Raw genomic sequence first — 23,273 nt, 5'->3', positions numbered from 1 at the left:
AAAGGACCCAACAGCTCACAATTGCTGTTAGGTCCTTATTTTTTATCCCGCAGTAACGGGCAGTAAAATCTTCACTGATTGAAGGTTCTCTTTATGTTTCTTCATTCGATTCAATTTCATCGACATTAATGAATTTAAAAACAATGAACGTTACGATAGCTCCCAGTACACCTGCGATAATATAACTGCCTTTGAGAAAATCTTTCATGGCTAGTGACATAATAGGGGGACCTGCTGCAACACCGATAAATCTTGCTGAGCTATAAAAGGAGGTAACTGTACCTCTTAATTCCTTTTTTATATTTTCTGTAATAATTGCGTCAAGCGCAGGCAATAGAGCGCCAATTGCGATGCCCACTGCACTAGTTACGACTAACAGAAGAATCAGTTTTTTGCTTGTAAATCCAACGAAGATGATGCTAGCGGACATTGCGGTTAAGCAAACAATCATTACTTTTTTGATGGTCGTTAGATTCCCCTTAATTTTTCGACCGGAAACAAAAGAAGCAATACAAAAAAACAAAAGCGGAATTGCCAGGACGAAACCTTTCTTAATCCCCTTTATATCATGGACTTTTTCAAGATTTTCCGATAAGAAAAATAACATACTGAATAAAATCAGCATCACAAGAACCCCATTAAGAAATACGGTATACAACCATTTACCTTCTGTTTTAAATATTTTTTTTGTGTTATCTAAAAACTTCTTAAACTTTACCCGCTCATCTTTTTCTTTTGGGACTTTAACAAAGAAAAAGATGAGTACAATTGAAATTAAACTGAGTGCTGAAATAGAGAAGAACGGCAGGAACCATAATATAGCGGCAAATACTGAACCTAAGATGGGGGCTAACACTTTTCCAAACGCGTTCGACGTTTCAATAATGCCTAAAACAGAACTCATTTTTTCACCATCGTCTTTAAAGAGATCTCCTACGAGTGGCAATACAATTGGCATGGCTCCAGCAACCCCTGCACCCTGTAAAACCCGGCCAATAATAATAACCGTGTAAGGGTCTTCCATCTTCCATGAAGCAAAACCAGCTACCAGACCTCCGATTAAAGCAAGGACTAAACTAGGTAATATCACCATTTTTCGCCCAAAGCGATCTGATAAATAACCCGCTATTGGTATAAGGAAAATAGCCGCAACTGAATAGCTCGTAATGATCATACTCGATTGAAATGATGTAATTCCAACCTTGTCTTCCAATATAGGAAGCACGGGAATCAGCATGGAATTTCCTAGCGTCATGATGAGAGGAATTGAAGCCAAACTTACAATGTACCACACACTCACTTTATCAACACTTTTTTCCAATACCACACCTCGTCCAATCCTAATTTTACTGATTAAAGGTATGGTTTCCTTACGTGTTCATTTTATGCGCACCTCTAAAGCAGAAAATGCAACCCCAAACATCATTAGAATTACCTCTTTAAATATTCCTATAAGTCATTGCCTTTGAAAATTGCAAGGACAACATTTTTATGGGGGGTATTTTATGAATTCAATATTTATATACCTCATCCTAGGCGCATCTTTAATCCCTTCCCCAAATCAAATCAATAATCACTCTTTTTCTCGGCACGCGTACATTGTATAACCATCTAACAATTGTCGTGGATACCCATTGGCAAATCAATGCTTGAATAATGATTTCCCATACAATAACGTAACCAGTTATAACAAAGATGACGCCATTGATCCAAAATAGTGACTTTCCTGGATTGATTTTCTTATACTTGGCAATGATCAACGCGATGACTCCTACGCCACCGTTTGATACGCCCTGTCTAAGAAGAACAGCAATTCCAATGCCCAAAAAAATAGATCCGAATAATATGTCGAGCGAAACAGTTGAGAATGGGGAATCCAAAGACACTTCAAATAGATTAACGGAGATTGAGGTGACGGTAATCCCAAAGAGGGTGCCAATTGTACTTTTGCCGCCGAGATAATGCAAGGCAAATAATAACATGGAAGCGTTCATGATCCAAAGAGCCAGACTTAACGGAATTCCGAACCAATAGTTCAGCAATACAGTAAGGCCGCCTGCTCCACCTGAAGGGATATAGTTTGGAAATAAAAACACACCCATGGCAAAGCCTTGGATAATGGCCCCTATTGTCACAAGTATGTATTTTCTTAAGAAGCTGCGCATATTTTTTGCGGATTGTCTACGCTCTCTTCTTTTCACTCAGCATCATCCTAATTAGATATAGCACATTGGATTGTGCTGCTCTAAGTCTATGCTTTGAAAAAAGTAGGCATTCCATTATTTTGCCGGGGTGTTCGTCTATCGAATGCCCCGGCAACTTCTTATAAAACCGCTTTAGGTATTGGATTGAGCTGATAACCAATCTCTTCCGACTTGTCTGGTACGCTTTGATTCGGCTCATCAAGAATCTGCTTCAAGATTTGTTTCACAGTAGAAGTGAAGATGGCGTGATCTCGTTGTCTCGGCCTCGGAAGCGGAATCGCTAAATCCTGTGCAATCGTTCCGTCTTGGAGCAGGATGACTCGGTCTGCCACAGCAACCGCTTCTTCCACATCATGTGTAACAAGTAACGCCGTAAACCCGTGTTTCTGCCATATGTTTTCGATTAGGCTCTGCATCTCCAGACGGGTGAACGCATCGAGTGCTCCGAGCGGTTCATCGAGCAGCAACAGACTCGGCTTATGGATGAGTGCCCTCGCTAATGCAACCCGCTGTTTTTGACCTCCAGATAGTTTAGCAGGCCATTCTTGGATTCGATGTTCGAGACCGACTTGTTTCAATACTGTCATAGCCTCTTTCCGGAGAGATCCTTTCAATCCTAACTCAACATTCTCCAAAACCCTCTTCCAAGGCAGTAGGCGTCCATCTTGGAACATCATGCATGATTGTCGATTGATGGACATCAATTGTTCTTGTTCAATCAAGATCTGTCCGTCCGAGGGTTTCTCCAAACCGGAGAGTAGCCGAAGCAACGTGCTTTTCCCGCAGCCGCTCTTTCCAACAATCGCGACAAATTCCCCTTTACGTATGTTCAGGGATAATTGATCAAGTACTTTCGTGCCATTATATGATTTCTTCAAACTCTTCAGCTGTATGTGAAATTGTTCTTCTTCTTTCATGCTTTTCCCCCATCCCTAAGGTTGTTTCGCATAGCTTGGATGCCATTTTAGCCATCTTTGTTCGAGGAAGCGTGCAATTATGTCAGATAGTTTTCCGAGGAAGGCATAAAGTAAGATACTCAGGATAATGACATCCATTTGCATGAATTCCCGTGCATTCATCGCCATATAGCCGATTCCGGCTGTGGAGGAGATGGTTTCAGCTACAATTAGGGTAATCCACATCATTCCGAGAGAAAAGCGGATTCCGACTAAGATGGAGGAGAGGGCTCCCGGGAAAATCACATTGAAAAATAGGGAGACTTTATTCAAGCCATAAATCTTTCCCATCTCGATTAGCCCTGAGTCGACAGATTTAATGCCGTGGTACGTATTAATGTAGATTGGGAAGAGTACCCCTAATGCAACGAGGAAGATTTTTGCTTCTTCCCCGATCCCGAACCAAAGAATGACGAGTGGAATTAGCGCCAGATGTGGAATGTTCCGTAGCATCTGTACTGATGTATCAATTAACATTTCAGATGTACGGAATAATCCGTTCACTATTCCTAAAATGAACCCGATACTACCTCCGATCATGAAGCCGTTTACAGCCCTCCCAAGGCTCACCCAAACGTGATGGAACAGCTCGCCGGATTGCGTCAGCTCAACTGCTGCAATGAGGACATCCGATGGTGCAGGCAGGGTTTGGGCTGACAGGATTCCCATCTTACTTGTTAGTTGCCAAATGAAGAGAAGCAGGAAGGGTACGACCCAAGGGAGTATTTCGTAAAGGGTCTTCGTAATGGTGGGTCTCATTTTCCTCCTTCCTTTTCAAATGAAAATACCCGTTCCTTTACGTTGATTTTTGTCGGGATGATTCCTAATTCATAGAAAGTGTCTGCGATGGACTGCTGTTCAGTTATGATTTCTTCGGAAATCTCTTTCTCTACTCCATGTACCCGTCTATCTACTGCTAACTTCATGGAAGCTTCATCGATCCCTAAAATATCTGAGAGCATCTTCGTAAGTTCTTCAGGATTTTCATTGGCCCAGTTACTTGAGTTCTGGATTTCTTCGATTACTTCTTTTATGATGTCGCTATGTTCAGCGGCAAAGTCTGACGATGAGAGAAAGAAATCACGGTCCGTAGTTAACCCTTCACCGTTTACTAAAAGTCGTGCACCTGTTGATACTTCTGTGTCGGCCGTATATGGATCCCATACCACCCAAGCATCGATGTCCCCTTGTTCGAACGCAACGCGAGCATCTCCCGGCGATAAAAATGCCGGTGTAATATCCTCATACTTCAGGCTTGCTTTCTCCAAAGCTTTCACGAGTAAAAAGTGGGAGCTTGAACCCTTAGCAAAACCGATTGTTTTTCCTTTTAAATCCTCAAGTTTTTGGATAGGTGAGTCATTCTTCACCAAAATCCCTGAACCTTTGAACTTCGAGAATGCCGCAGCTATATATTGCAGTGAAGAACCCGAGGCCTGTGCAAAGACCGGAGGAGAATTACCCGTTCTTCCGAAATCGACACTTCCCGCATTTAAAGCTTCAAGAAGAGCTGGACCTGCTTGAAATTCATGCCACTCAACTTTATATCCGAGCGGTTCTAACCGTTTCTCTAACGTTCCCAAGTTCTTTAATATGAACAAAGGTCCATTTTTCTGATAACCGATCCGAATTTTTTGGTCTGTAGTGTTTTCTGGTTTTGCATCTTCAGCGGTGTCACAAGCACTCAAGACCAATCCCACAACTAAAAGCAGGCTTCCCAATAATGCTAACGGACGGTTGAATCTCTTTGATATCAACAGTGGTATACATCCCTTCCATATTTCAGCCATTTGATGGTAGTTGGGCAAATAGCTGGTTCAATACAAAGTATGCATCGAGGTCAATAAGGGCTTAGGCGGGATCTTAGTGAAAGTGACCGGATAGTAAATAATCATACCGAACATTTTTCATGATGAGAACAAGTATTCGCCCGGCTTCTTTTTGCATGGACAGCCCGCAAGTTCGATTGTACGCGTGGGCTGTAGGGCTCTCATTCCAGCTTTCATCTAGCTCCTTTAGTTCAATTAACCATTCATTCTTTTTAATTGGAAGGATGGAAATATAAATTGGGAAATGAAGAAATGAAGGAAACAAGCGATATTTTAGAATCGACATTTGGTTAATGGAGTGGTCCACACACGCTTTATCATAATATCACTTTTACAAGTAGGCTTTGGATTGTTGAACTGATTCCTGTTCAATTACGATTTAGATGCCTTGCAATTTCTGATACTGTCATAAATTGTCCAGTTCCTCTATCGGTAATTCTATTCGAATTCAACTGCACCAACGGCATAAATGAAAAAAGAAAACCTAACTCTGCATTCGTCCGGAACTCTTTCCTGATAAGCACATCGAGGTTTTCTTAAATTGTTTGAACAAACAATGCCTTGTTTTTATCTTTCAATTTGTAAAGGGCGTAACCTTGCTCATTTGCTTTCTGTTCTTCGATTGCTACAGCAGCTACATCAACTAACTTTTCAACAACATCGAATTAATAAAATAAAAATCACCTTTTATCGCTATCGATAAGAAGTGATTTAACTTGATTAACCCTATGAGCATTACTTATGATTTGGTTTTCCTGTGCTTGTTTAAATACTTTTGTAAGAGCCACAGTTGGTATTCTTGACTAATCATATCACTTAAAACGTTCCCTGGGCTATCCGATGGCAATTGATCCGTGTCTCCTGCAAAAATCGACATTTCGTCAACAACTAACAAATCACATAAACCTTCCTAAAGAAAAAACACTCGTTATTTCAACGAGTATTTTAACAATTTCAAGACAACCATTTTGGCGGTGTGTCTTTTGACCAGTAAATATCTCCAATTGTGTGATGCGTATTGAAACCATCTTCAACAACGTGATAATGAAAGTTAAAGAAATAACCATCTTGCGGACGCTTGTCTGTTCTTACATGAAAACGGATAAGATCTTTTTGACTATCTTTGTCGTAGACGTTAAAAATTTTTTCGGAGTAGTTACCTCCAGGCCTTTCGCTAATGGACAGTCTTCGATATTCATTTTCCGTATCATTGTTTAATGTCATTCGAATCGCTTCATCAATTTTCGGAAAAATCACTTGATCAAATTCATCCGAGATGACTGGGCCGATTTTTGTGCCAAACTTTTCATAAGCTAATGTCTTAGCGGAATCGATAAAAGTATCTTCAATCGATTCAACAACTTCAATATGCGGGTCTGCCAAGCCGATTTGATAATCAGATTCATTGGAAGATCCTTCTTCATGTTTTGAATCACTTTTCTCTTGAAAGTTACTCCAAATATCATGAGCTGGCGTGATTACACCGAATGTTAGGAGAGCAACAGCGATAATAAGTGATTTTTGCAACCATTTCATCAACGTCTTCACCTACAATTGTGTCTGTTTTTTTAAATCTTCTTCCATAACACTAGACGAAACTTTAATGTAAAGGTTTCTTCTTTCTCTCTTTCATTGTACAATAGAACCAGAGAAATGTAAGCCCTTTTTTTGAAGGAGGTTTTTACTGATGAATGTTGAGCTACTTATGGGAATCGGAATGCTCGGGTTAGTGCTTTACCTAAGCTCCCTGAACTTCACACACTAATAAAAAGGTCCCGCTATGCAAAGTCAATCGCATAGCGGGACCTTTTTTAATCTTTTTGCAGGAAACCAAAATGGAACTTCGTATTTAATCGAATTTGTCGATTCAATTTAAACCGCTCAAATACTTCCGACTTAAAATGATCCTTTACGACAACTCGCCGTTTACAAACCCGTTTCGCTTGATCCATCCATTCCTCGGTTAGACTACTTTGCCAACCGACTTGACGTAATGGTGTAAAATTAGACGATTCATTAATCGGCGTGCTAAACATGGGGTCAATATAGACGACATCCCAACTTCTATCGGGTTGGTTACGTAAAAAAGTAATTGCATCTTGCGAAATGACATGAATGCGCTTCATAGCCGTTGTTAATTGTTCAGATTCAGATGCATATGTCCTTAAACCTTCCGATGTAATAAAAGCAATATCAGAATCCCCTTCAACTCCGAGAACTTTGCCGGCATCTTTTGTGATGTGAGATGCAATAATGCTATCTGAAGCCAAACCGAGCGTGCAGTCAAGAAAAGTATCGCCAGGATGCAAGTCTGCGGCCCCTAGAAAGGGGTCCATTTCACCTTTTAACAAACGTTTAAGTCGAAATGCAGCTGTATTCGGATGAAAGAAAAACGGTTTGTCCATTCCGATCCGATATAATTCATATCGATTGGCACTGGCGACTAGCACAGCGCTGCCATGCTCTTCTTGCAGGCGACCTATTGAACGTTTGCCTCTTTCCACAAATTCATAGCCTAATCGATTCACCGCATAAGAAGCATTCGCAAATGATTTTTCATTCGGTCTTCCATTTGTCGTTATGATGGTTTTCATTGCGCGATGAATTGTTCAAGCACTTCGGTTAGATGAGTTTTAATCGTCTCCATTTGTGAAATCTCAATTTGCTCCCGTGGAATGAAGTACGCGAGTGCACCATCTTTCCAAAGCGCGATTGAAGGTGAACTTGGTGGTACTTCCGGAAAATATTCTCTCATCTTTTCGGTAGCTTCTTTATCTTGTCCAGCGAATACCGTGAATAAGTGATCAGGTTTGAACTGTACTTCGTTCAATGCTTCCTTGACCGCTGGACGAGCTTGTCCCGCTGCACAACCGCAGACTGAGTTTATGACAATAAGAGCTGTCCCTTCGAGTTTATCCATCGTTTCTGTAACATCTTCTGAAGTCGTTAATTCTTTAAAACCAACTTGTACCAGGTCTTCTCGCATCTGCCTATAAATACTTTGCATATGTTGATCGTAAGCGTTCATGTTGATGTCCCCCTTTGTTTTTCTAATTTGGTAAATAAAATCTATATTTCATTCTACCTTGTAATAAGATTTTTTTCATTTATATGCGTTTTCAGGCGTACACTTTTTGAACTTCAATCTTTTTCTCGCCGTTGTTTACTGCTTTTTCAATTTCAGCAGTGATATTAACAGTGTTTCGATAAGTCCCAATCTGTTTTCCATTTATGATAATTCGATAAAGCGCATCTTTACCTCCAAGATATTCCAGCATTTTAGATTGTGTTGATGGACCGACATGACCATCTATTGCCAGTCCGTGCTTTTTTTGAAAGTCTTTAACTGCTGCTAATACGGCCGGTCCGAAACTATTATCGACAATGAGCTTGTACCCGAGCCTGTTAAAGTCTTTCTGTAAGGTTCCTATTGCAGAACCGATATCTCCATATTTATAAACTTTCTGATGAGGTGAACCGCCTTTTTTTGGTCTCAAGTTAAAATAGTCAGCGAGTCCTTGCGCGATGGCTGCACCTTGTTTTTTTAATTTCTGTTTATCGAGTAGTACGTTAATGTCAGTTATCGAATCCATGAAGCCACCTTCTACCAGAATCGCAGGCATTTTAGATTCGCGAAGCATGTGCAAATTCAACGTTTTATTCCCCCGATCCCGTAACCCCATTGCTTTTACCACGAGTGGGTGAACAAGAGCCGCAATATCGCGGGATTGTTTACTTGCTCCGGGCAAGGTGTATGTTTCAATTCCTCCGTGGGGGCCCCATTTACCCAAATAAGCATTATGATGGATTGATATAAGAACATCTGCTTTCCACGCATTAGCTCGGTCTGTTCTCGTCTTTAGCGGAACATCGGTCATTCCGGTTGGGTCATCTAATCGAAGGAGTTGAACATTTTGATATGCATTAAGTTTGGCGATTGAAGAAAGTGCGACTTCATTATTAAATGACCATTCACGTTCTCCCGAAGGAGCGCGCTTTCCGGGGGTATTGAATCCATGACCTGCATCAATTGCAATTTTTATCAAATTCCTCATCTCCTATATTATTTGGAGTACCTTTTTCAAGTACTCTTTACAATATATATAGAATGCCACCACTGAATAGTGGACTAGATGTTATGTTCAGGCACAAAAAACGGTTAACTGCTTAACCATCGATGGAGGACTACATACAATAAACCAATTGCATCAGAATCAGCAAGACTGCCATCTTGAATATTTTTCAGCCATTTTTCCGGGATGATCCCTTTCCTATCTGATTCAAGATGTCGCAAAATAGTTGTGGCTGCTGAAACAAATTCTCTAGATGTCAATTTTTGCGAATCAACTTTACTTTTCATATGGCTTGGCAGCAGATTTATATATGCGGCAAGTCCTTCAGCGATCGCCTCCCCTTCCGATCTCAAATAATTTTGGTTACATATTTTTATTATGTCAACTACTGAATTCGAAAATCCCGCACCTGTAAAAATTGCAGGAAACTTAGTGTCACGCAACACATGAAAACTTGTTTGTTTTAAGCCCCCCTCCCTATCCCCCATAGCTTTCACAATTCTGGGTGTAAAAGCGGCGGTAATATCTTTCGTTTTCAAATTTGCACCATGATGAATCGATACATATACGTCAGCATTCCATTCATTTGCCATCCTGGCGCGTTCCTTCAAGGAAACTATAGACTTACCGGATGGATCATCGACACGTAATACTTCAACACCTTTATAAGTTTTTAATTTTTTGATCGCTGTTCGAACGACCATATCATTACAATTCCAATCATCATCAGTTTCCGATGTGCTTTTCAAGCCAAGGCCTGCGTCGATCACAATTTTAACCATAAAAAAACCCCTTTTTCGCGAATGAAAACATACATGCCTTCGATCACTTTTATATCTATGTTATTCAAAGTTTTCATCGCGATAAAGGCACTTGCCAGTTTTCACTGGAATAATGATTAGAAAATAGAAAAGAACCGTTATTTGAAATGAAGTTTCATCATCAAATAACGGTTCGCATATTCTGTAGTATTTTTATTCAGAACCTAAGCGAGCTTCTGTCATTTGTCTCCAAACAGAGCCTTGTGCTTCTTCTCCTTCGGCAATTCGCGCAATTGCCATCCGAATTTGAAGTTTCACTTCGAATTCAGGGTCGTTCTCCGCCTCTTTCAATGCCGGGAGCGCCTTATCAGTACCCGTTTCATAGAGGAACATAGCAGCACGCCAACGGACAAGTTTATTGCGATCTTTGAGAAGCCGAATCGCAGCATCTTCAAAGCCTTCAAACCCAAGATCGCTCATGCAGTCCCCCGCAGTTCGTCTTACCGCCCAGCTTTTATCTCTTAATGCTTTTTCGACATATGGAATGACAGCTGTATCTTCAATCATTCCCAGGTAAACTGTAGCAAGTCTGCGAATGGACATTTTTTCATCATCAAGTGCAAAGTTGAGCAGCGGTGCGTCAGACATATCCGGGTCCGGCATTTGATCAAGCAACTGGAAACGTTTTTCCCATTCATCAACATTAAATTCCTCAAGGGTGACTTTTCTGCCGCGTTGGATAACGTCTTCTTGTCCTTCTTTAGATTGACGGATAATTTCTTCTAAACGTTCGTCTGGATAAGCAGCCTCGACTTCTTGCAAAACATTTTCCCCTATTTCAGACTTTTCACCGTAACGAATGCCGTAGTCTGCCCATTTTCTCAGTAAAATGTAATTCTCTACTTCAGCACCATGCACTTCATCCATCGCTTTAAGGAAACGTTCGCTTAATCCGAAACGCTCTTCAGATTCGCTATCGAAAACTTTCACTTGGAGAGGTATATCTTTATACGTTTGCACGTGAACATACACTTCGCCGTAGCTGTCATCCGCTTTTTCTTCTACCGATGTTTCATTTTCGTTAGATTCTTCATTGATAACCTTTTGAATATCAGAAAGAATAGCTTCCCACGCAACGTTTCCTGCACGTTCTACCGCCATAAAGTTCATCACATGGTATATGCCGCGAACTCCGTTAATAGCTAGCAAAGCGGACATTGGATAGGGTGCTGTTTTTGCATCTCTTTTTTTATAATCGAAGCTAGTGCCTGCAGGTAATTCCGTATTTAGCACTATTTTCATTGAATTAGGACTGGGTGTCGGTTCAACCGTAACAATCTTCAATTTTCTGGCCTCCTTATTTTTTCGGAATGATCGCTTCAACCTCGGCAAGAATCGCTTCCCATTCGATACTAGGGTCTTTTTCGATTGCCATGAAGTTCATAACGTGGTAAATCCCGTTGATCCCGTCCACTTTTAATAATGAAGCTACAGGTTCGGACGCTGTCTCCGCATCGCTTTTTCTATAATTATGACTAGTCCCGTCAGGTAGTTGAGTGTCGAAAACCACTCTCATCGAGTTTGGATTTGGTGTTCTATCGATTGAAATAATGTTCATTGTAATTGCCCCCTACTTATTGTTATATTTCCTGTAATTCTTGCAAATATGACCATCGCTCGAATAATTTTTCATATTTCGCATTCAATTCCTCGAGTATTTCGGTCAGCTCTTTTAGTTTATCGTAATCGGATCCTGCAGACTCCATTTCAGTTTCTGTAGCTTCGATATCTGATTCGATTTTTTCAATATCATCTTCAATTGTTTCCCAATCTTTTCTTTCAGCATAAGACATTCGCTTCTTTTTCTCGCGTGGTTCTCTTTTCGGCGTTTCAATTGCCGGCTTTTCTTTCACTTCTTCTACAGCAACATGCGATTCAAGATAATCAGAATAAATGCCTAGCCAGGTATCCACTTTCCCGCTGCCGTCCAACACCCATAGTTTTTTGGACGTTCGGTCCAAGAAAAAGCGATCATGGGAAATTGTTATGACGACTCCTGGAAATGTTTCTATAAAATCTTCTAAAATCGCTAACGTTTCAAGATCTAAATCATTCGTCGGTTCGTCTAAAAGAAGAATATTCGGTTGTTCCATCAGTAGTTTTAATAGATGAAGTCTTTTACGTTCACCGCCCGACAATTTACCGATGAGCGTTCCGTGAGCGCGAGTCGGGAATAAAAACCGTTCAAGCATTTGGGAAGCTGATATGCGATTGCCGTCTGCATCTTCAATATCATTTGAAGTTTCACGGATGTACTCGATAATTCGTTTATTGTCATCCATCGCCGGTATATGTTGATGGAAATGCGCGATTTTCACCGTAGACCCTTTTTCGATTACACCGGCATCCGGCATGATCTCCTCTGAAAACAAATTAAGCAATGTCGTTTTTCCGACCCCGTTCGGTCCGACAACCGCGATTCGATCTCCAGACTGAAGCAGACATGAAAAGTCCTCAATAACCGTTTTGTTTCCAAATGATTTAGAAACGCCGATTGCTTCGATTACTTTTCTCCCTAAGCGTGTCGTTTTTAATCCGACTTCCATTTCATCGCTTGTATTGTCTTTCTTGACTTGTTCTGCAAGTTCTTCAAAACGGCCGATTCGAGCTTTTTGTTTCGTCGATCTAGCTCTTGCGCCCCGTTTTATCCACTTAAGTTCAGAACGGTATCGATTGCGCAGCTTATCATCTGTGGCAGCTTGCATTTCATCGCGCAATGCTTTCGATTCTAAATAGTCGCCGTAACTCCCTGTATGCGAATATAGTTGGGCATCGGCGAGCTCGTAAATGTGCGTGGAAACCGCGTCTAGAAAATAGCGGTCGTGCGTAACGAAAATAACTGCGCCTTGTTCATTTATCAAATAATCCTGCAGCCATGTAATCGAGTTGACATCTAAATGGTTTGTCGGCTCGTCAAGCAAAAGTAAATCTGCTGGCTCAATAAGTACTTTTGCGAGTGCTACCCGTTTTTGTTGCCCGCCTGAAAGTTCACCCATTTTTTTATCGAATGTCTCAATGCCGAGTCTAGTTAGAATCGTTCTCGCCTTGGCGTTTAAATCCCATCCGGACATTGCATCCATTTCGTTTTGAATTTCAGCAAATCGTTCTTGATTTTCTGCGGATTCAGGATTTGTAGTCAAGGCATTCAGTGCGTGTTCATATTCCAAGTTCATGCGGATAATTGGCGCATCACTCATAAACACCGTTTCCATCACCGAAATATCCGGATTGACTTCAGGCTCTTGCGGCAAATAAGCAATTCGGTAATTATTCGGATGGTCCATGGTAATCGAGTCAGCATCGCCGACCCCAGCAATAATCGATAGAAGCGTAGATTTCCCTGTTCCATTTATGCCAATGAGGCCCACTTTTTCTCCGCTAGATATCGTAAATGCAATATTATCAAATAGCGTTTTTGCTCCCACTGTATTCGTTAAGTTCTCAACGATTAACTGGCTCATTTATTCACTTCCGTTTCTAAAACTGTACATATCTCTATCATAGCTGATTTTCAATGGTTTTTGAAACACTTCGGATTAATAATGTCGATAGTCTCGTCTATTAACAGCATTTTTCTGCAAAAGCAACTTAGCTATGAAAAAATGCAACTTACTATAAGTGCTATTGTCTGTAATTACAGCGAGTGGTACGATTCAGATAACTTGATTCGGTACTACTATTTCTTTAAAGGATGTGATGAACATCGATATCAAAATTGACCAATGCGAGGATTATAAGAAAATCGAAATTTTAATCAAATGTCCAAAACTTGACGACAGGCTTTTACGCTTGATCGAAAAAATCAAAGAAAATAAAATCGTTATAACCGGCAAAAAAGATGGTCGAACGTACTCTCTGATTGCCGAAGATTTGTATTATATAGAATCTGTCGACAATAAATCATTTCTTTATGACAAAAAAGAAATTTATGAAAGTGATTTGAAGCTATACGAGTTTGAAAGATTAGTAGAGGGAACAAATTTCATCCGAATCAGCAAAAATCTAATAGCTAATACGACTTATATTGAAAGTGTTCGCGCTCTATTCAACGGCAGATTCGAAGCTACATTAATGAACAAAGAAAAAGTAATCGTCAATCGGCATTATGTCAAATCTTTCAAAGAAAAATTTCTAACATGAGGAGGGTCAAACATGAAAGAGCTAATGCGGTACATCGCTGCAAGTTGCATTTCATTCACGTTTAGCACGATTTTTTATCTATTCTTTAGTTTTCACAATGTTTTCCCTTCACTGACTGAACAAATAGTTGTCAATATGTTGGTTATTTCAATCGCGATTATAGTTTTGATTTATCTGGTGCACTTATCGCCTCTTGATAATTTATACCTTTTACGTCTATTGGAGCTTACTTCAGTTCTCTTTGTCCTAGTTTTTGCCGGAAGGTTTTTCACTATATATCCTTTCACCCCCTATTACACTTTCTTCGTCGTTGTCATTGGAATACTGACATATATCGTTGTAATTATTGTGATTTTCATAGGGGAACAAGCGAGTGCCAGCCGAATTAATAAGGTTATACAAAAACGTAAAATGGAGGGGGTTAATGAATAAAATAATCGAAGTGACCGGCTTGTCAAAGTCATTTGGGAAAGTGCATGCAGTGAAAGATATCAGTTTCTACGTGAAAGAGGGATCGCTATTCTCATTTTTAGGAACAAACGGGGCTGGAAAATCAACGACCATTTCGATATTATTAACCCTTTTGAAACAAAATAAAGGCGAAGTAAAAGTGAAAGGATACACGATCGGAAAACAAGACGAAAAAATTCGTCGAGAAATCGGAGTCGTTTTCCAAGACAGCATACTAGATCCTTTACTGACGGTCGAGGAAAACTTGAAAATTCGAGGATCGTTTTATGGCATGACGAAAATTGATAAAAATAATGCAATCGAGCGAGTAACAGCTTTGACTGACTTAAAGTCTTTCCTGAAACGTCCTTATGGAAAGTTGTCAGGCGGCGAAAGGAGAAGAACAGATATCGCTCGTGCACTCATTCATGGCCCATCGATATTAATAATGGATGAACCGACAACCGGACTTGATGCCCAAAGTAGAAAAAACATTTGGAATACGGTCTTGCAACTTCAAAAGGAAACAAAAATGACCGTTTTTCTTACGACGCATTATATTGAAGAGGCGGCTAACTCTGATTACGTAGTTGTGATGAAAAACGGAGAAATCGTAGCAAAAGGAACCCCTGATGACTTAAAAAATAATTACGCATCTGATAGTTTACTACTGACACCAAGTGATGACGTAGTGATGAGGAAAGTTCTTGCTTCAGAAAAAATTGAATTTAAAGAAGAGAAATCCATCTTTTATCTTCCACTTAAAGAAACAAAGTCTGCAATCCCGTTATTAGCGAAATATGCTGAATCCATTTCTTCTTTCGAAGTGAGAAAATCCAGTTTGGATGATGTATTCATTGCCATAAACGGAAAGGATGCGGAAAATGATGATTGCCTTCACTAAAAGAAATATTATATTGTATTTCCGTGATAAATCGGCTGTTTTCTTCTCCCTCCTTGCGGTATTCATTCTTATCGCTTTATACGTTCTGTTTCTAGGAGATTTAACAGCGAAAGGACTTCCTGATTTCTCTTCAAAAAAGCCGTTGATTACATCATGGTTTATCGCTGGGGTTTTGGCTGTTACCTCAATGACCACCACTTTAGCTTCTCTCGGAATTTTAGTCGAGGATCGAGCAAATAATCGAGTTCTGGATTTTTATGCCTCTCCTATTTCACGGGTCAAGTTAGTTGGAGGCTATATATCAAGCGCATTATTTATTGGTTTTACCATGTGCACGTTTACATTCATTGTTGCGGAGATTTATCTATTATTGTCCGGTGAGGCTCTGCTTTCGTTCGATAAAACAATAATGATTGGAGGTGTAATTCTATTATCAGTCGTTTCAAGCGGTTCAATGGTTCTTCTAGCCGTCTCCTTCATTAAAACATCAAATGCGTTTGCTGCAGCGAGTACCATTATAGGTACGCTTCTCGGATTTTTAGCGGGAATTTATATTCCGATTGGCACGTTGCCTGACTATCTGCAAACTATCGTGAAGTTTTTTCCGGTCTCCCATTCGGCCGCCTTGTTTCGGCAAATCTTAATGGAGATTTCAATTATGGATGCATTTTCGAATGCACCTATTGCACTGAAAGAAACATTCCTTTTCGACATGGGCGTTAATTATAAAATTAATGGTGTAAAAGCGACTAAACTATTTAGTGTTTTTTATCTGATCGGCACGACGATTCTATTTTTCACACTTTCACTTCTAGTACTGAGCCGAAAAAGATAATAGTAAAGCAGGTGCCTGACGATTCGGGTCCCTGCTTCTTTCTGACGAATAAATGAGTCCGCTTCTGAATAGATAGGACAAACTTTAATTTCACTCATATTAGACTATTTAATTATTTCAAAATACTATTTTCCTTTTATTCAAAAACACAGAAATTAACTCAAAACCTTTAATAATCAGTATTGATAGACATTGATTAAAGGTGAAATTTAATTTTGACATTTGAAAACTATTAGATGTATTATTAATAAATAATAATATGAGGAGGTTTATCGTGTCTAAGTTAACGAAACAAGAAATTGTCGACAGTGTCCCCCAAAAAGGATTTTTTGGACACCCGAAAGGTTTATTTACATTATTCTTTACTGAGTTCTGGGAGCGCTTCTCTTATTACGGGATGAGGGCTATCCTCGTTTTCTACATGTACTATGAAGTCTCTAATGGCGGACTTGGATTAGATAAAACGGTTGCTTTGTCAATCATGTCTATATACGGTTCACTCGTTTACATGTCCGGAATTATCGGAGGTTGGCTTGCTGACCGGATATTTGGTACATCGAAAGCTGTATTCTACGGCGGTATTTTTATTATGTTCGGCCATTTAGTACTTGCAATTCCCGGTAATCTTACGATGTTTTTCATCTCGATGATACTGATCGTAATTGGAACAGGTCTATTAAAACCGAACGTCTCTAGTGTTGTCGGAGACATCTATTCTGAAACTGACAACCGCCGCGATGCAGGATTCAGCATTTTTTATATGGGTATCAATATGGGTGGTTTCCTAGCACCACTTATCGTCGGTAGTTTAATGAAAACGAGTTTCCACCTCGGTTTCGGTGTTGCAGCATTAGGTATGTTTTTGGGTCTAATTATGTTTGTCATGACTAAGAAAAAGAATCTAGGATTAGCTGGAACACAAGTTGCAAATCCTTTGGCGCCGGATGAGAAGAAAAAAGTATATACCACATTTGCTATTTCAGCAATTATTCTTGCGGCTCTAATTGCAATATCAATCCCCCTAGGTTGGTTAACTTTCAACTCCTTCATAGGAATTGTCGGAATTCTCGGATTTTTAATACCAACAGCTTATTTTGTTGTTATGTATAGAAGTCCTAAAACGAATGACGTTGAACGTTCTAGAATAATCGCATTCATTCCGCTCTTCATGGCATCTGTCATGTTTTGGGCAATTGCGGAGCAAGGTTCTACAATTCTTGCGCTTTATGCTGACACACGAACGAACCTTAACTTCTTGGGATTCAAAATGTCCCCTGCTTGGTTCCAATCGTTTAACCCGCTATTCATTATTACGCTAGCGCCATTTTTTGCATGGTTATGGGTAAGACTTGGTGATAGACAACCTTCAATTCCGCAGAAGTTCTCGTTAGGTCTTCTGTTTGCTGGTTTATCATTTATCGTAATCTTGCTGCCTGGTTATTTAGGTGGATCTGAAGCACTCGTTAGTCCAATCTGGCTCATTCTAAGCATCTTCATGGTTGTGTTAGGTGAATTATGCTTGTCACCTGTCGGATTGTCTGCAACAACGAAACTTGCACCGGCTGCTTTCTCTGCCCAGACTATGAGTCTATGGTTTTTATCAAACGCTGCTGCGCAAGGTTTAAACGCGCAACTTGTAAAATTCTATTCGCCAGAAACTGAAATGTTATATTTTGGGATTATCGGCGGAATTGCAATCGCACTAAGTGTGTTGTTATTCTTTATTTCGCCATTGATCCAGCGTTACATGAAAGGCGTGCGTTAAATTCAAAAACAGCTATTCCATTATGGATAGCTGTTTTTTTGTATGGAAATGAACAAAAAAAACCTACTTGAATAGACTAAAAAGAATGTAAAAAACCGAAAGGGGAATTGTATGACGAACAATTACTGGAATCAGCCATACAATCGTTATAGCAGAATTTCTATTGAGGATGCCATGAGTATCGCTAGGTCACAAATACTTGGCGAAATCACGAAAATAGAATTGGATACTGAAAATGGCCGACTCGTATATGATGTAGAAATTACTACCCGACAAGGTATCGAGTACGAAATGGAAATTGACGCTCAGACAGGTCGAATCACTAAATTAAGACGGGATTAATAAATGCAAACAGGTCAGTTTTTCATGGGAAAATTGCCTCCTGACTGACCTCTTATATTATTTCACAAAGAATATCTTTGAAGTTATTCCTCTTTTTCCATTACCGCTTTTCCGCCTGAATACATTCCGCTTGCGGACAAGCCCATGAGCACTCCAATCAGAATGCCCTCTTTGACATCATGCGGATGAACATAAATCACACCGGCTAACACGCCGAATAGCAACGATGCAAGCGGTAAAAACCACTTTTTCCTAAAACCAAAATACTTCAGCACCTGAACTAATCCGATAATTAGCGGAATAAGAGCGACATCGTAAATTTGCACAAGACCTTCCCTTCCTGTTTTATATAAAAAATTCAATCTTTTCGTCAATTAATGTAATTTATTCATTGGAACTGCTGCCATGAATCTCTCTTCCCTCGTTTCAATCGAAGATAATATCCCTCGTATTATTATATTCAAGTTGACAAGTTTCGCCCGTTTTCCATATCCATAATTCATGTTTAATTATCGGCATTGAGTGGAACTTTATAGATATGATGGAAATGTGTATACTTGAATTATCATGGAGGTGTGCTTAATGGATTTTTTATTGTACGCAAGTGCTCTTATCGCGGCTCTTTCTCTATTATTAATCGCAATTTTTGTTGTTATTACTTTGAAAAGCGCTAAGAAAACGATGGGTGAAGTTTCTGAAACATTAAAACGAGTAGAAAATAAAATTGGCGGAATTACTAAACAGTCAGAACAACTACTCGAAAAGACCAACCATATCGCACAAGATGCAGAACTCAAAATGCAAAACTTTGATAGCTTATCGAAGTCGGCAAAAGATTTTAGTAAAACCGCAAATCATATGGACCAATCGTTTAAACAAATTTCGGACAAGGTTGCAAATCCTCCAAAAAAGTATTCAGAACTAATGCAACAAACGACTGCAATAACGGAAGTAGCAGCACGCATGTATTATGGATTTAAACGCGAAAAAGAAAAGAGGCGATAACGATGGTCTTGTTGGAAATTGGTGTACTTCTTATTGGTATAGCATTCGCGTTCCTTGTGCTATTTCTCATAAAACCGATCAAAAAACTGACCGATGTACTGGAAAATTTGAAATTGACGACAGAAAAGTTACCAGAGTCTTTCGTTAAGATAACCGAACAAACTACAACCGTTCTGCAAGAAGGAAACAAAACAATTGAAAATGTTAATGATCAAGTTAAAGAATTAAGACCAATCTTTGAAATTGTTGGAGATGTCGGTGAAGCTTCACAAAAGTTCACAGACAGCACTCTACAAAAAGCAATTGCATTAAAACAAAGAACATCCGAGGCTGTTGAATTTTCCAATAGCAAACAATATGAAGGTTTATTCGGATTACTATCAATGATTTATTATTTGTCACAAAAAAGAAAATCTTAAAAGAAACAATTACAAAAACATAAAAATAACGTGTAGAGGATGGTGATCCTACTACACGTTATTTTTTGTGTTCTCTAATCTGGATTGAACTTTTATTTGTTCGATTTCCAATGCTTTTCTTTCACCTGCATCATATAATTTCCGCAGGGATTTTGGAGCAATCTCCCGCTTTAAATCATTTCTTCTTTGAAACAGATAATAACCAAGAGCAGCAGTGCCGTATACCCCGCCTAATCGTTTGTTTTGGGTCGCTGGATCTATCTTGTCCATTTTCCTTTTCGCTGATTTCGTGGCATCTACGATTGACGAGGACAATGTGCGCGTTGATTCGCCTACATCTCCTACAATCTGAAAATAAGGTGTTAGCGTTTCTAGCTTCTCGTTAACGTCAGCTAATGTTTCGTTGCTATTCTGAAGTAAATTACCGCTTTCGTTAAATATTTTGTCAAGTTGATTTGGAAGTTGTTCAACTGTCTTATCGACACCGTTAATAACACTGGCCAGATTATTCAATATGCGTACAAAGTAGATGGCTAATATTAAAAAAGAAATTCCGATCAATAATACACCGATTCCAACTAAATCCATTCAAATCCCTCATTTCAAGTTTGTCGTTATAATGATGCTTGCTTCCCTTTTTTCCAAGAGCGAACGAGTTCAAAACTAAACTCTCCAAATTGAATTGCGCGAATGAACGGCCTAGTGCCGGCTAAGGATTCATCTGTTACATACTGGTCAGTCCAAGATTCCGATACCCCGCTAACAGTCGAAGTTGTATCCCCGATATCTTTTATCGCCATAAACAATCCATTCGTTGAAGCAAGTTTATGTTCAACATCTATTGCCGTCGAATTCATTTCGACAATTGTTGCTTCCATTTCGGTAATCATTTTATCTAATTTTCCTTCAACATCTGAGACTGTTGAACCGAGTGTTGAAATAATCGCAGATGTTCGGAGCAGAAGTTTTGCAACATAAATTGCAACGAGGAGAAATGCAATTGCAATCAGAAACACGCCTATATTAACAAGCATAATATACAACATCCTTTCAGATAACCCTTATATTCCAATGTAATCATTGTAAAGTTATCCTTGTAATTGAGCAAATATATAGGTGTTAGTATTACAATTGCCTTCTCATGCAAAAATGAAACGTATCAAACGTTATTTTCATCTTACATTTATATACGATATAATAAATCAGAGGTGATAATAATGGACAGTGAACTGTATTTAAAAAGATTTCATGCGCATTCCTTTAAAGAAGTCTCACTTCAAAATTTAGAACAACTTCAAAATCTACATTTAGAGCATATTCCATTCGAAAATCTAGACGTGATTCGAAATATACCAATCTATTTAAATCTGAAAACGATTTACGAAAAAATTGTGATGCAACATCGCGGCGGGTTTTGTTATGAAGTGAACGGTTTATTCCACGCATTATTATGCGAATTGGGATATGATGCGCATCTCGTTTCCGCTACTGTTTTACGGCAAACAGGAAAATGGGCAAAACCCGATACCCATGCAGCCATTCTCGTTCATCTTGATGAAGCTTATTTAGTTGATGTTGGATTCGGCGCAGCCTGTCCCCGACTGCCAGTCCCACTTAACGGTGATAAAAAAATGGATGTTAGCGCAATGTATTCAATTACCAAGTTTAATGATCGATTATTTGATTTGGTCTATGATACGCGCAACGAGAAGAGAACATTATATAGATTTAACACTGAACCTAAAAATCTGCTTGACTTCCATGAGGGGTGCGTATTTAACCAAGTCTCAAAAGATTCTTCTTTTACTCACCATGACATCGTTACAATAGCGACGACAAACGGAAGAGTTACATTGACAGATCAAACTTTAACGATAATCGAAAATGATCTACGGAACAAAGTGAATCTGACGGAATCTGAAAAACTGCAAACCTTAAAAGAATCATTTGCAATCCAATTATAATTACGATAAACGCTAGAATATGCTGTCTAGCGTTTTTTTACGTTTTATTCACTTTTAAAACTTCAAAATGTTCTACTAAGAATGAATTTTTTCTGGTAAACTATAGGTGAATCGTAATTGAGGGGGAAAAGTAATGTGGGTTTGGCTCACTGTTGTTCTATGTGGGGGGTATTTACTAGGATGTTTGCATGGAGCCCGCATTGCGCAGATTATTTCTGGAGTTAATCTAAAAACAGAAGGCGTTAAAAATTTCGGCGCATCGAATGCAACAATTGTACTCGGAAAAAAGTTTGGCGCACTAGTAGCGGCAGTTGATATTGGAAAAGGCGTACTAGCAGTCGTTCTCGCTAGTATGTTTGCAGTTCAAACAAACCTATCGGATGAAAATAGTGCACTTATTATCTTTGCCGCGGGAGCTGCGGTCGTTATTGGTCATACATTCCCCTTCTATATGAAATTTACTGGAGGAAAAGGAACTGCGACTGTAATTGGAATCTTATTCGGGATTGATTGGCTATTTGGATTACTCGCTTTTATAGTATTCGTTGTCGTCGCTCTAGTAACAGATTATCTCGTATTCGGTGTACTAATGCTTTATATTTCATTATTTATTTTTGCGATAGGGTTTTCATCTGGAATATGGTCCCCTGTTATCACCTTCGTTTTATTCGTAATTGCAATTCTTAAACATTTTGAGAATATACAACGAATGAAGAAAGGCGATGAAAGTCGAATCTCGGCTGTTTTTAAAAAAAGGCAGAAATAATAACTAGGAGAATCATGACAATGTGTTTGATTAACTTCCATCTCCAAGATCATCCAAACTACAAATTGATTGTCACGGCCAATCGCGATGAATTTTATGAGCGTCCTACTCGTCCTGCACATTTTTGGGAAGACGAACCCAATCTGTTAGCGGGTCGCGATTTAATACAAATGGGTACATGGTTAGGCATTACAAAGAGCGGTCGAGTTGCAGCTTTAACAAATTATCGCGATCCCGCTCAATTTGGCGTAGTTAAAGAGTCGCGCGGCGAGATTATTAAGAACTTTTTAGTCAAGGATACTTCCCCGTTAGACTTCATTAATGAGCTAAACGAAAAAAAGGATTATTATAATGGATTCAACATTATGATTGGAAACGCTGAGCAACTGTATTATTACAATAATATCAACGAACAAATAATTGAAATACCAAAAGGTACGCATGGTATAAGTAACCACTTTCTCAATACTCCTTGGCCCAAAGTAATAAAAGGAAAAATGATGTTACATGAATATGTCATGAACAATAGAGTACTAGATACAGATGAACTCTTTTATATTTTAATGAATGCGGAACTGGCTGAAGATGCAGTCTTACCAAAAACGGGCATCGACTTAGAACTGGAACGACAATTGTCCCCTATCTTCATTCGAACACCCAATTACGGCACTCGCTGCTCTACGGTCTTACTAATCGATAATGATAATAACGTAACTTTCATTGAACGAACTTATGAATTAGGGCTTTTTAAGTTCGAAAACAACTACTCTTTTCAAATCACGCAACAAAATATTTAAAGAATA

The 23,273-nt window shown here is 39.3% G+C and carries 27 protein-coding genes; 11 read left to right on the top strand and 16 right to left on the bottom strand.

Features of this window, described 5'->3' with window-relative positions; translation table 11 throughout:
* Window positions 1–91: 91 nt before the first annotated feature.
* From G8782_RS01360 to G8782_RS01300, 13 genes are all read right to left on the bottom strand, one after another.
* On the bottom strand, window positions 92–1,321 hold the full coding sequence (locus tag G8782_RS01360) for an MFS transporter (RefSeq protein WP_172369116.1): 1,230 nt from the start codon (window positions 1,319–1,321) through the stop codon (window positions 92–94).
* Window positions 1,322–1,544: 223 nt separating this feature from the next.
* Entirely contained in the window at window positions 1,545–2,201 is a 657-nt protein-coding gene (locus G8782_RS01355; RefSeq protein ID WP_343034910.1) for a YitT family protein, read from the bottom strand.
* A gap of 122 nt (window positions 2,202–2,323) precedes the next feature.
* On the bottom strand, window positions 2,324–3,121 hold the full coding sequence (locus G8782_RS01350) for an ATP-binding cassette domain-containing protein (protein ID WP_172369115.1): 798 nt from the start codon (window positions 3,119–3,121) through the stop codon (window positions 2,324–2,326).
* A 15-nt stretch (window positions 3,122–3,136) separates the two neighbouring features.
* Window positions 3,137–3,919, bottom strand: coding sequence for an aliphatic sulfonate ABC transporter permease SsuC (ssuC, locus tag G8782_RS01345; protein WP_172369114.1), 783 nt, complete (start codon window positions 3,917–3,919; stop codon window positions 3,137–3,139).
* Window positions 3,916–4,914: a sulfonate ABC transporter substrate-binding protein gene (locus G8782_RS01340; protein WP_246231516.1), complete on the bottom strand. Its 999-nt coding sequence runs from the start codon at window positions 4,912–4,914 to the stop codon at window positions 3,916–3,918. Before G8782_RS01340 ends, ssuC begins: the two co-directional genes overlap by 4 nt.
* Before the next feature lie 1,026 nt (window positions 4,915–5,940).
* Window positions 5,941–6,522 (bottom strand): YpjP family protein, encoded by a 582-nt coding sequence (locus G8782_RS01335; protein ID WP_343034909.1) that lies wholly within the window; start codon window positions 6,520–6,522, stop codon window positions 5,941–5,943.
* 275 nt (window positions 6,523–6,797) lie between these two features.
* On the bottom strand, window positions 6,798–7,580 hold the full coding sequence (locus G8782_RS01330) for a class I SAM-dependent methyltransferase (protein ID WP_172369111.1): 783 nt from the start codon (window positions 7,578–7,580) through the stop codon (window positions 6,798–6,800).
* Entirely contained in the window at window positions 7,577–8,014 is a 438-nt protein-coding gene (locus G8782_RS01325) for a BrxA/BrxB family bacilliredoxin (RefSeq protein WP_216667738.1), read from the bottom strand. The genes G8782_RS01330 and G8782_RS01325 overlap by 4 nt, the downstream gene beginning before the upstream one ends.
* Window positions 8,015–8,105: 91 nt before the next feature.
* Window positions 8,106–9,032 (bottom strand): N-acetylmuramoyl-L-alanine amidase, encoded by a 927-nt coding sequence (locus tag G8782_RS01320; RefSeq protein WP_172369110.1) that lies wholly within the window; start codon window positions 9,030–9,032, stop codon window positions 8,106–8,108.
* 113 nt (window positions 9,033–9,145) lie between these two features.
* A complete protein-coding gene (locus G8782_RS01315) occupies window positions 9,146–9,841 on the bottom strand; it encodes an N-acetylmuramoyl-L-alanine amidase family protein (RefSeq protein WP_172369109.1) in 696 nt (231 codons plus the stop codon).
* Window positions 9,842–10,033: 192 nt separating this feature from the next.
* Window positions 10,034–11,164 carry a conserved virulence factor C family protein gene (locus tag G8782_RS01310; protein ID WP_172369108.1) on the bottom strand — a complete coding sequence of 377 codons (1,131 nt, stop codon included), beginning with the start codon at window positions 11,162–11,164 and terminating at the stop codon, window positions 10,034–10,036.
* Between the two features lie 13 nt (window positions 11,165–11,177).
* The gene (locus G8782_RS01305; protein ID WP_172369107.1) at window positions 11,178–11,438 is read right to left on the bottom strand and encodes a NifU N-terminal domain-containing protein; all 261 of its coding nucleotides are present in this window, start codon (window positions 11,436–11,438) and stop codon (window positions 11,178–11,180) included.
* 22 nt (window positions 11,439–11,460) lie between these two features.
* A complete protein-coding gene (locus tag G8782_RS01300) occupies window positions 11,461–13,341 on the bottom strand; it encodes an ABC-F family ATP-binding cassette domain-containing protein (protein ID WP_172369106.1) in 1,881 nt (626 codons plus the stop codon).
* Window positions 13,342–13,576: 235 nt separating this feature from the next.
* Here G8782_RS01300 and G8782_RS01295 point away from each other — a divergent pair, with 235 nt between their 5' ends.
* The 6 genes from G8782_RS01295 (at window position 13,577) to G8782_RS01270 (ending at window position 18,316) form a co-directional block, all read left to right on the top strand.
* A complete protein-coding gene (locus G8782_RS01295) occupies window positions 13,577–14,020 on the top strand; it encodes a LytTR family DNA-binding domain-containing protein (protein ID WP_172369105.1) in 444 nt (147 codons plus the stop codon).
* Window positions 14,021–14,032: 12 nt separating this feature from the next.
* Window positions 14,033–14,452: a hypothetical protein gene (locus G8782_RS01290; RefSeq protein WP_172369104.1), complete on the top strand. Its 420-nt coding sequence runs from the start codon at window positions 14,033–14,035 to the stop codon at window positions 14,450–14,452.
* Window positions 14,445–15,374, top strand: coding sequence for an ABC transporter ATP-binding protein (locus G8782_RS01285; RefSeq protein WP_172369103.1), 930 nt, complete (start codon window positions 14,445–14,447; stop codon window positions 15,372–15,374). Before G8782_RS01290 ends, G8782_RS01285 begins: the two co-directional genes overlap by 8 nt.
* Complete coding sequence (locus G8782_RS01280; protein WP_246231515.1) at window positions 15,355–16,209, top strand: ABC transporter permease; 855 nt, start codon at window positions 15,355–15,357, stop codon at window positions 16,207–16,209. Before G8782_RS01285 ends, G8782_RS01280 begins: the two co-directional genes overlap by 20 nt.
* A gap of 274 nt (window positions 16,210–16,483) precedes the next feature.
* Window positions 16,484–17,974: an oligopeptide:H+ symporter gene (locus G8782_RS01275; protein ID WP_172369102.1), complete on the top strand. Its 1,491-nt coding sequence runs from the start codon at window positions 16,484–16,486 to the stop codon at window positions 17,972–17,974.
* Between the two features lie 111 nt (window positions 17,975–18,085).
* A complete protein-coding gene (locus G8782_RS01270; RefSeq protein WP_172369101.1) occupies window positions 18,086–18,316 on the top strand; it encodes a PepSY domain-containing protein in 231 nt (76 codons plus the stop codon).
* 83 nt (window positions 18,317–18,399) lie between these two features.
* Here G8782_RS01270 and G8782_RS01265 read toward each other — a convergent pair whose 3' ends face one another.
* Complete coding sequence (locus G8782_RS01265) at window positions 18,400–18,642, bottom strand: hypothetical protein (RefSeq protein WP_172369100.1); 243 nt, start codon at window positions 18,640–18,642, stop codon at window positions 18,400–18,402.
* Between the two features lie 256 nt (window positions 18,643–18,898).
* Here G8782_RS01265 and G8782_RS01260 point away from each other — a divergent pair, with 256 nt between their 5' ends.
* The gene (locus G8782_RS01260) at window positions 18,899–19,321 is read left to right on the top strand and encodes a DUF948 domain-containing protein (protein ID WP_172369099.1); all 423 of its coding nucleotides are present in this window, start codon (window positions 18,899–18,901) and stop codon (window positions 19,319–19,321) included.
* 2 nt (window positions 19,322–19,323) lie between these two features.
* Window positions 19,324–19,740, top strand: a complete 417-nt coding sequence (locus G8782_RS01255; RefSeq protein WP_172369098.1) for a DUF948 domain-containing protein — start codon at window positions 19,324–19,326, stop codon at window positions 19,738–19,740.
* A gap of 51 nt (window positions 19,741–19,791) precedes the next feature.
* On the opposite strand, the gene G8782_RS01250 is transcribed toward G8782_RS01255, so the two are convergent.
* Together G8782_RS01250 and G8782_RS01245 are read right to left on the bottom strand one after the other, a co-directional pair.
* Window positions 19,792–20,328, bottom strand: coding sequence for a DUF948 domain-containing protein (locus G8782_RS01250; RefSeq protein WP_172369097.1), 537 nt, complete (start codon window positions 20,326–20,328; stop codon window positions 19,792–19,794).
* 26 nt (window positions 20,329–20,354) lie between these two features.
* Window positions 20,355–20,774, bottom strand: a complete 420-nt coding sequence (locus G8782_RS01245) for a DUF948 domain-containing protein (protein ID WP_172369096.1) — start codon at window positions 20,772–20,774, stop codon at window positions 20,355–20,357.
* A gap of 183 nt (window positions 20,775–20,957) precedes the next feature.
* Here G8782_RS01245 and G8782_RS01240 point away from each other — a divergent pair, with 183 nt between their 5' ends.
* The 3 genes from G8782_RS01240 (at window position 20,958) to G8782_RS01230 (ending at window position 23,267) form a co-directional block, all read left to right on the top strand.
* Window positions 20,958–21,704 carry an arylamine N-acetyltransferase family protein gene (locus G8782_RS01240; RefSeq protein WP_172369095.1) on the top strand — a complete coding sequence of 249 codons (747 nt, stop codon included), beginning with the start codon at window positions 20,958–20,960 and terminating at the stop codon, window positions 21,702–21,704.
* 133 nt (window positions 21,705–21,837) lie between these two features.
* A complete protein-coding gene (locus G8782_RS01235; RefSeq protein ID WP_172369094.1) occupies window positions 21,838–22,470 on the top strand; it encodes a glycerol-3-phosphate acyltransferase in 633 nt (210 codons plus the stop codon).
* A 20-nt stretch (window positions 22,471–22,490) separates the two neighbouring features.
* Entirely contained in the window at window positions 22,491–23,267 is a 777-nt protein-coding gene (locus G8782_RS01230; protein ID WP_172369093.1) for an NRDE family protein, read from the top strand.
* The last annotated feature ends 6 nt before the right edge of the window (window positions 23,268–23,273 follow it).

This window comes from Sporosarcina jiandibaonis, assembly GCF_013184495.1.
Lineage (GTDB): Bacteria > Bacillota > Bacilli > Bacillales_A > Planococcaceae > Sporosarcina > Sporosarcina jiandibaonis.
Note: the sequence above shows the minus strand (reverse complement) of the source record. Positions and strands in the feature narration are given on the sequence as shown.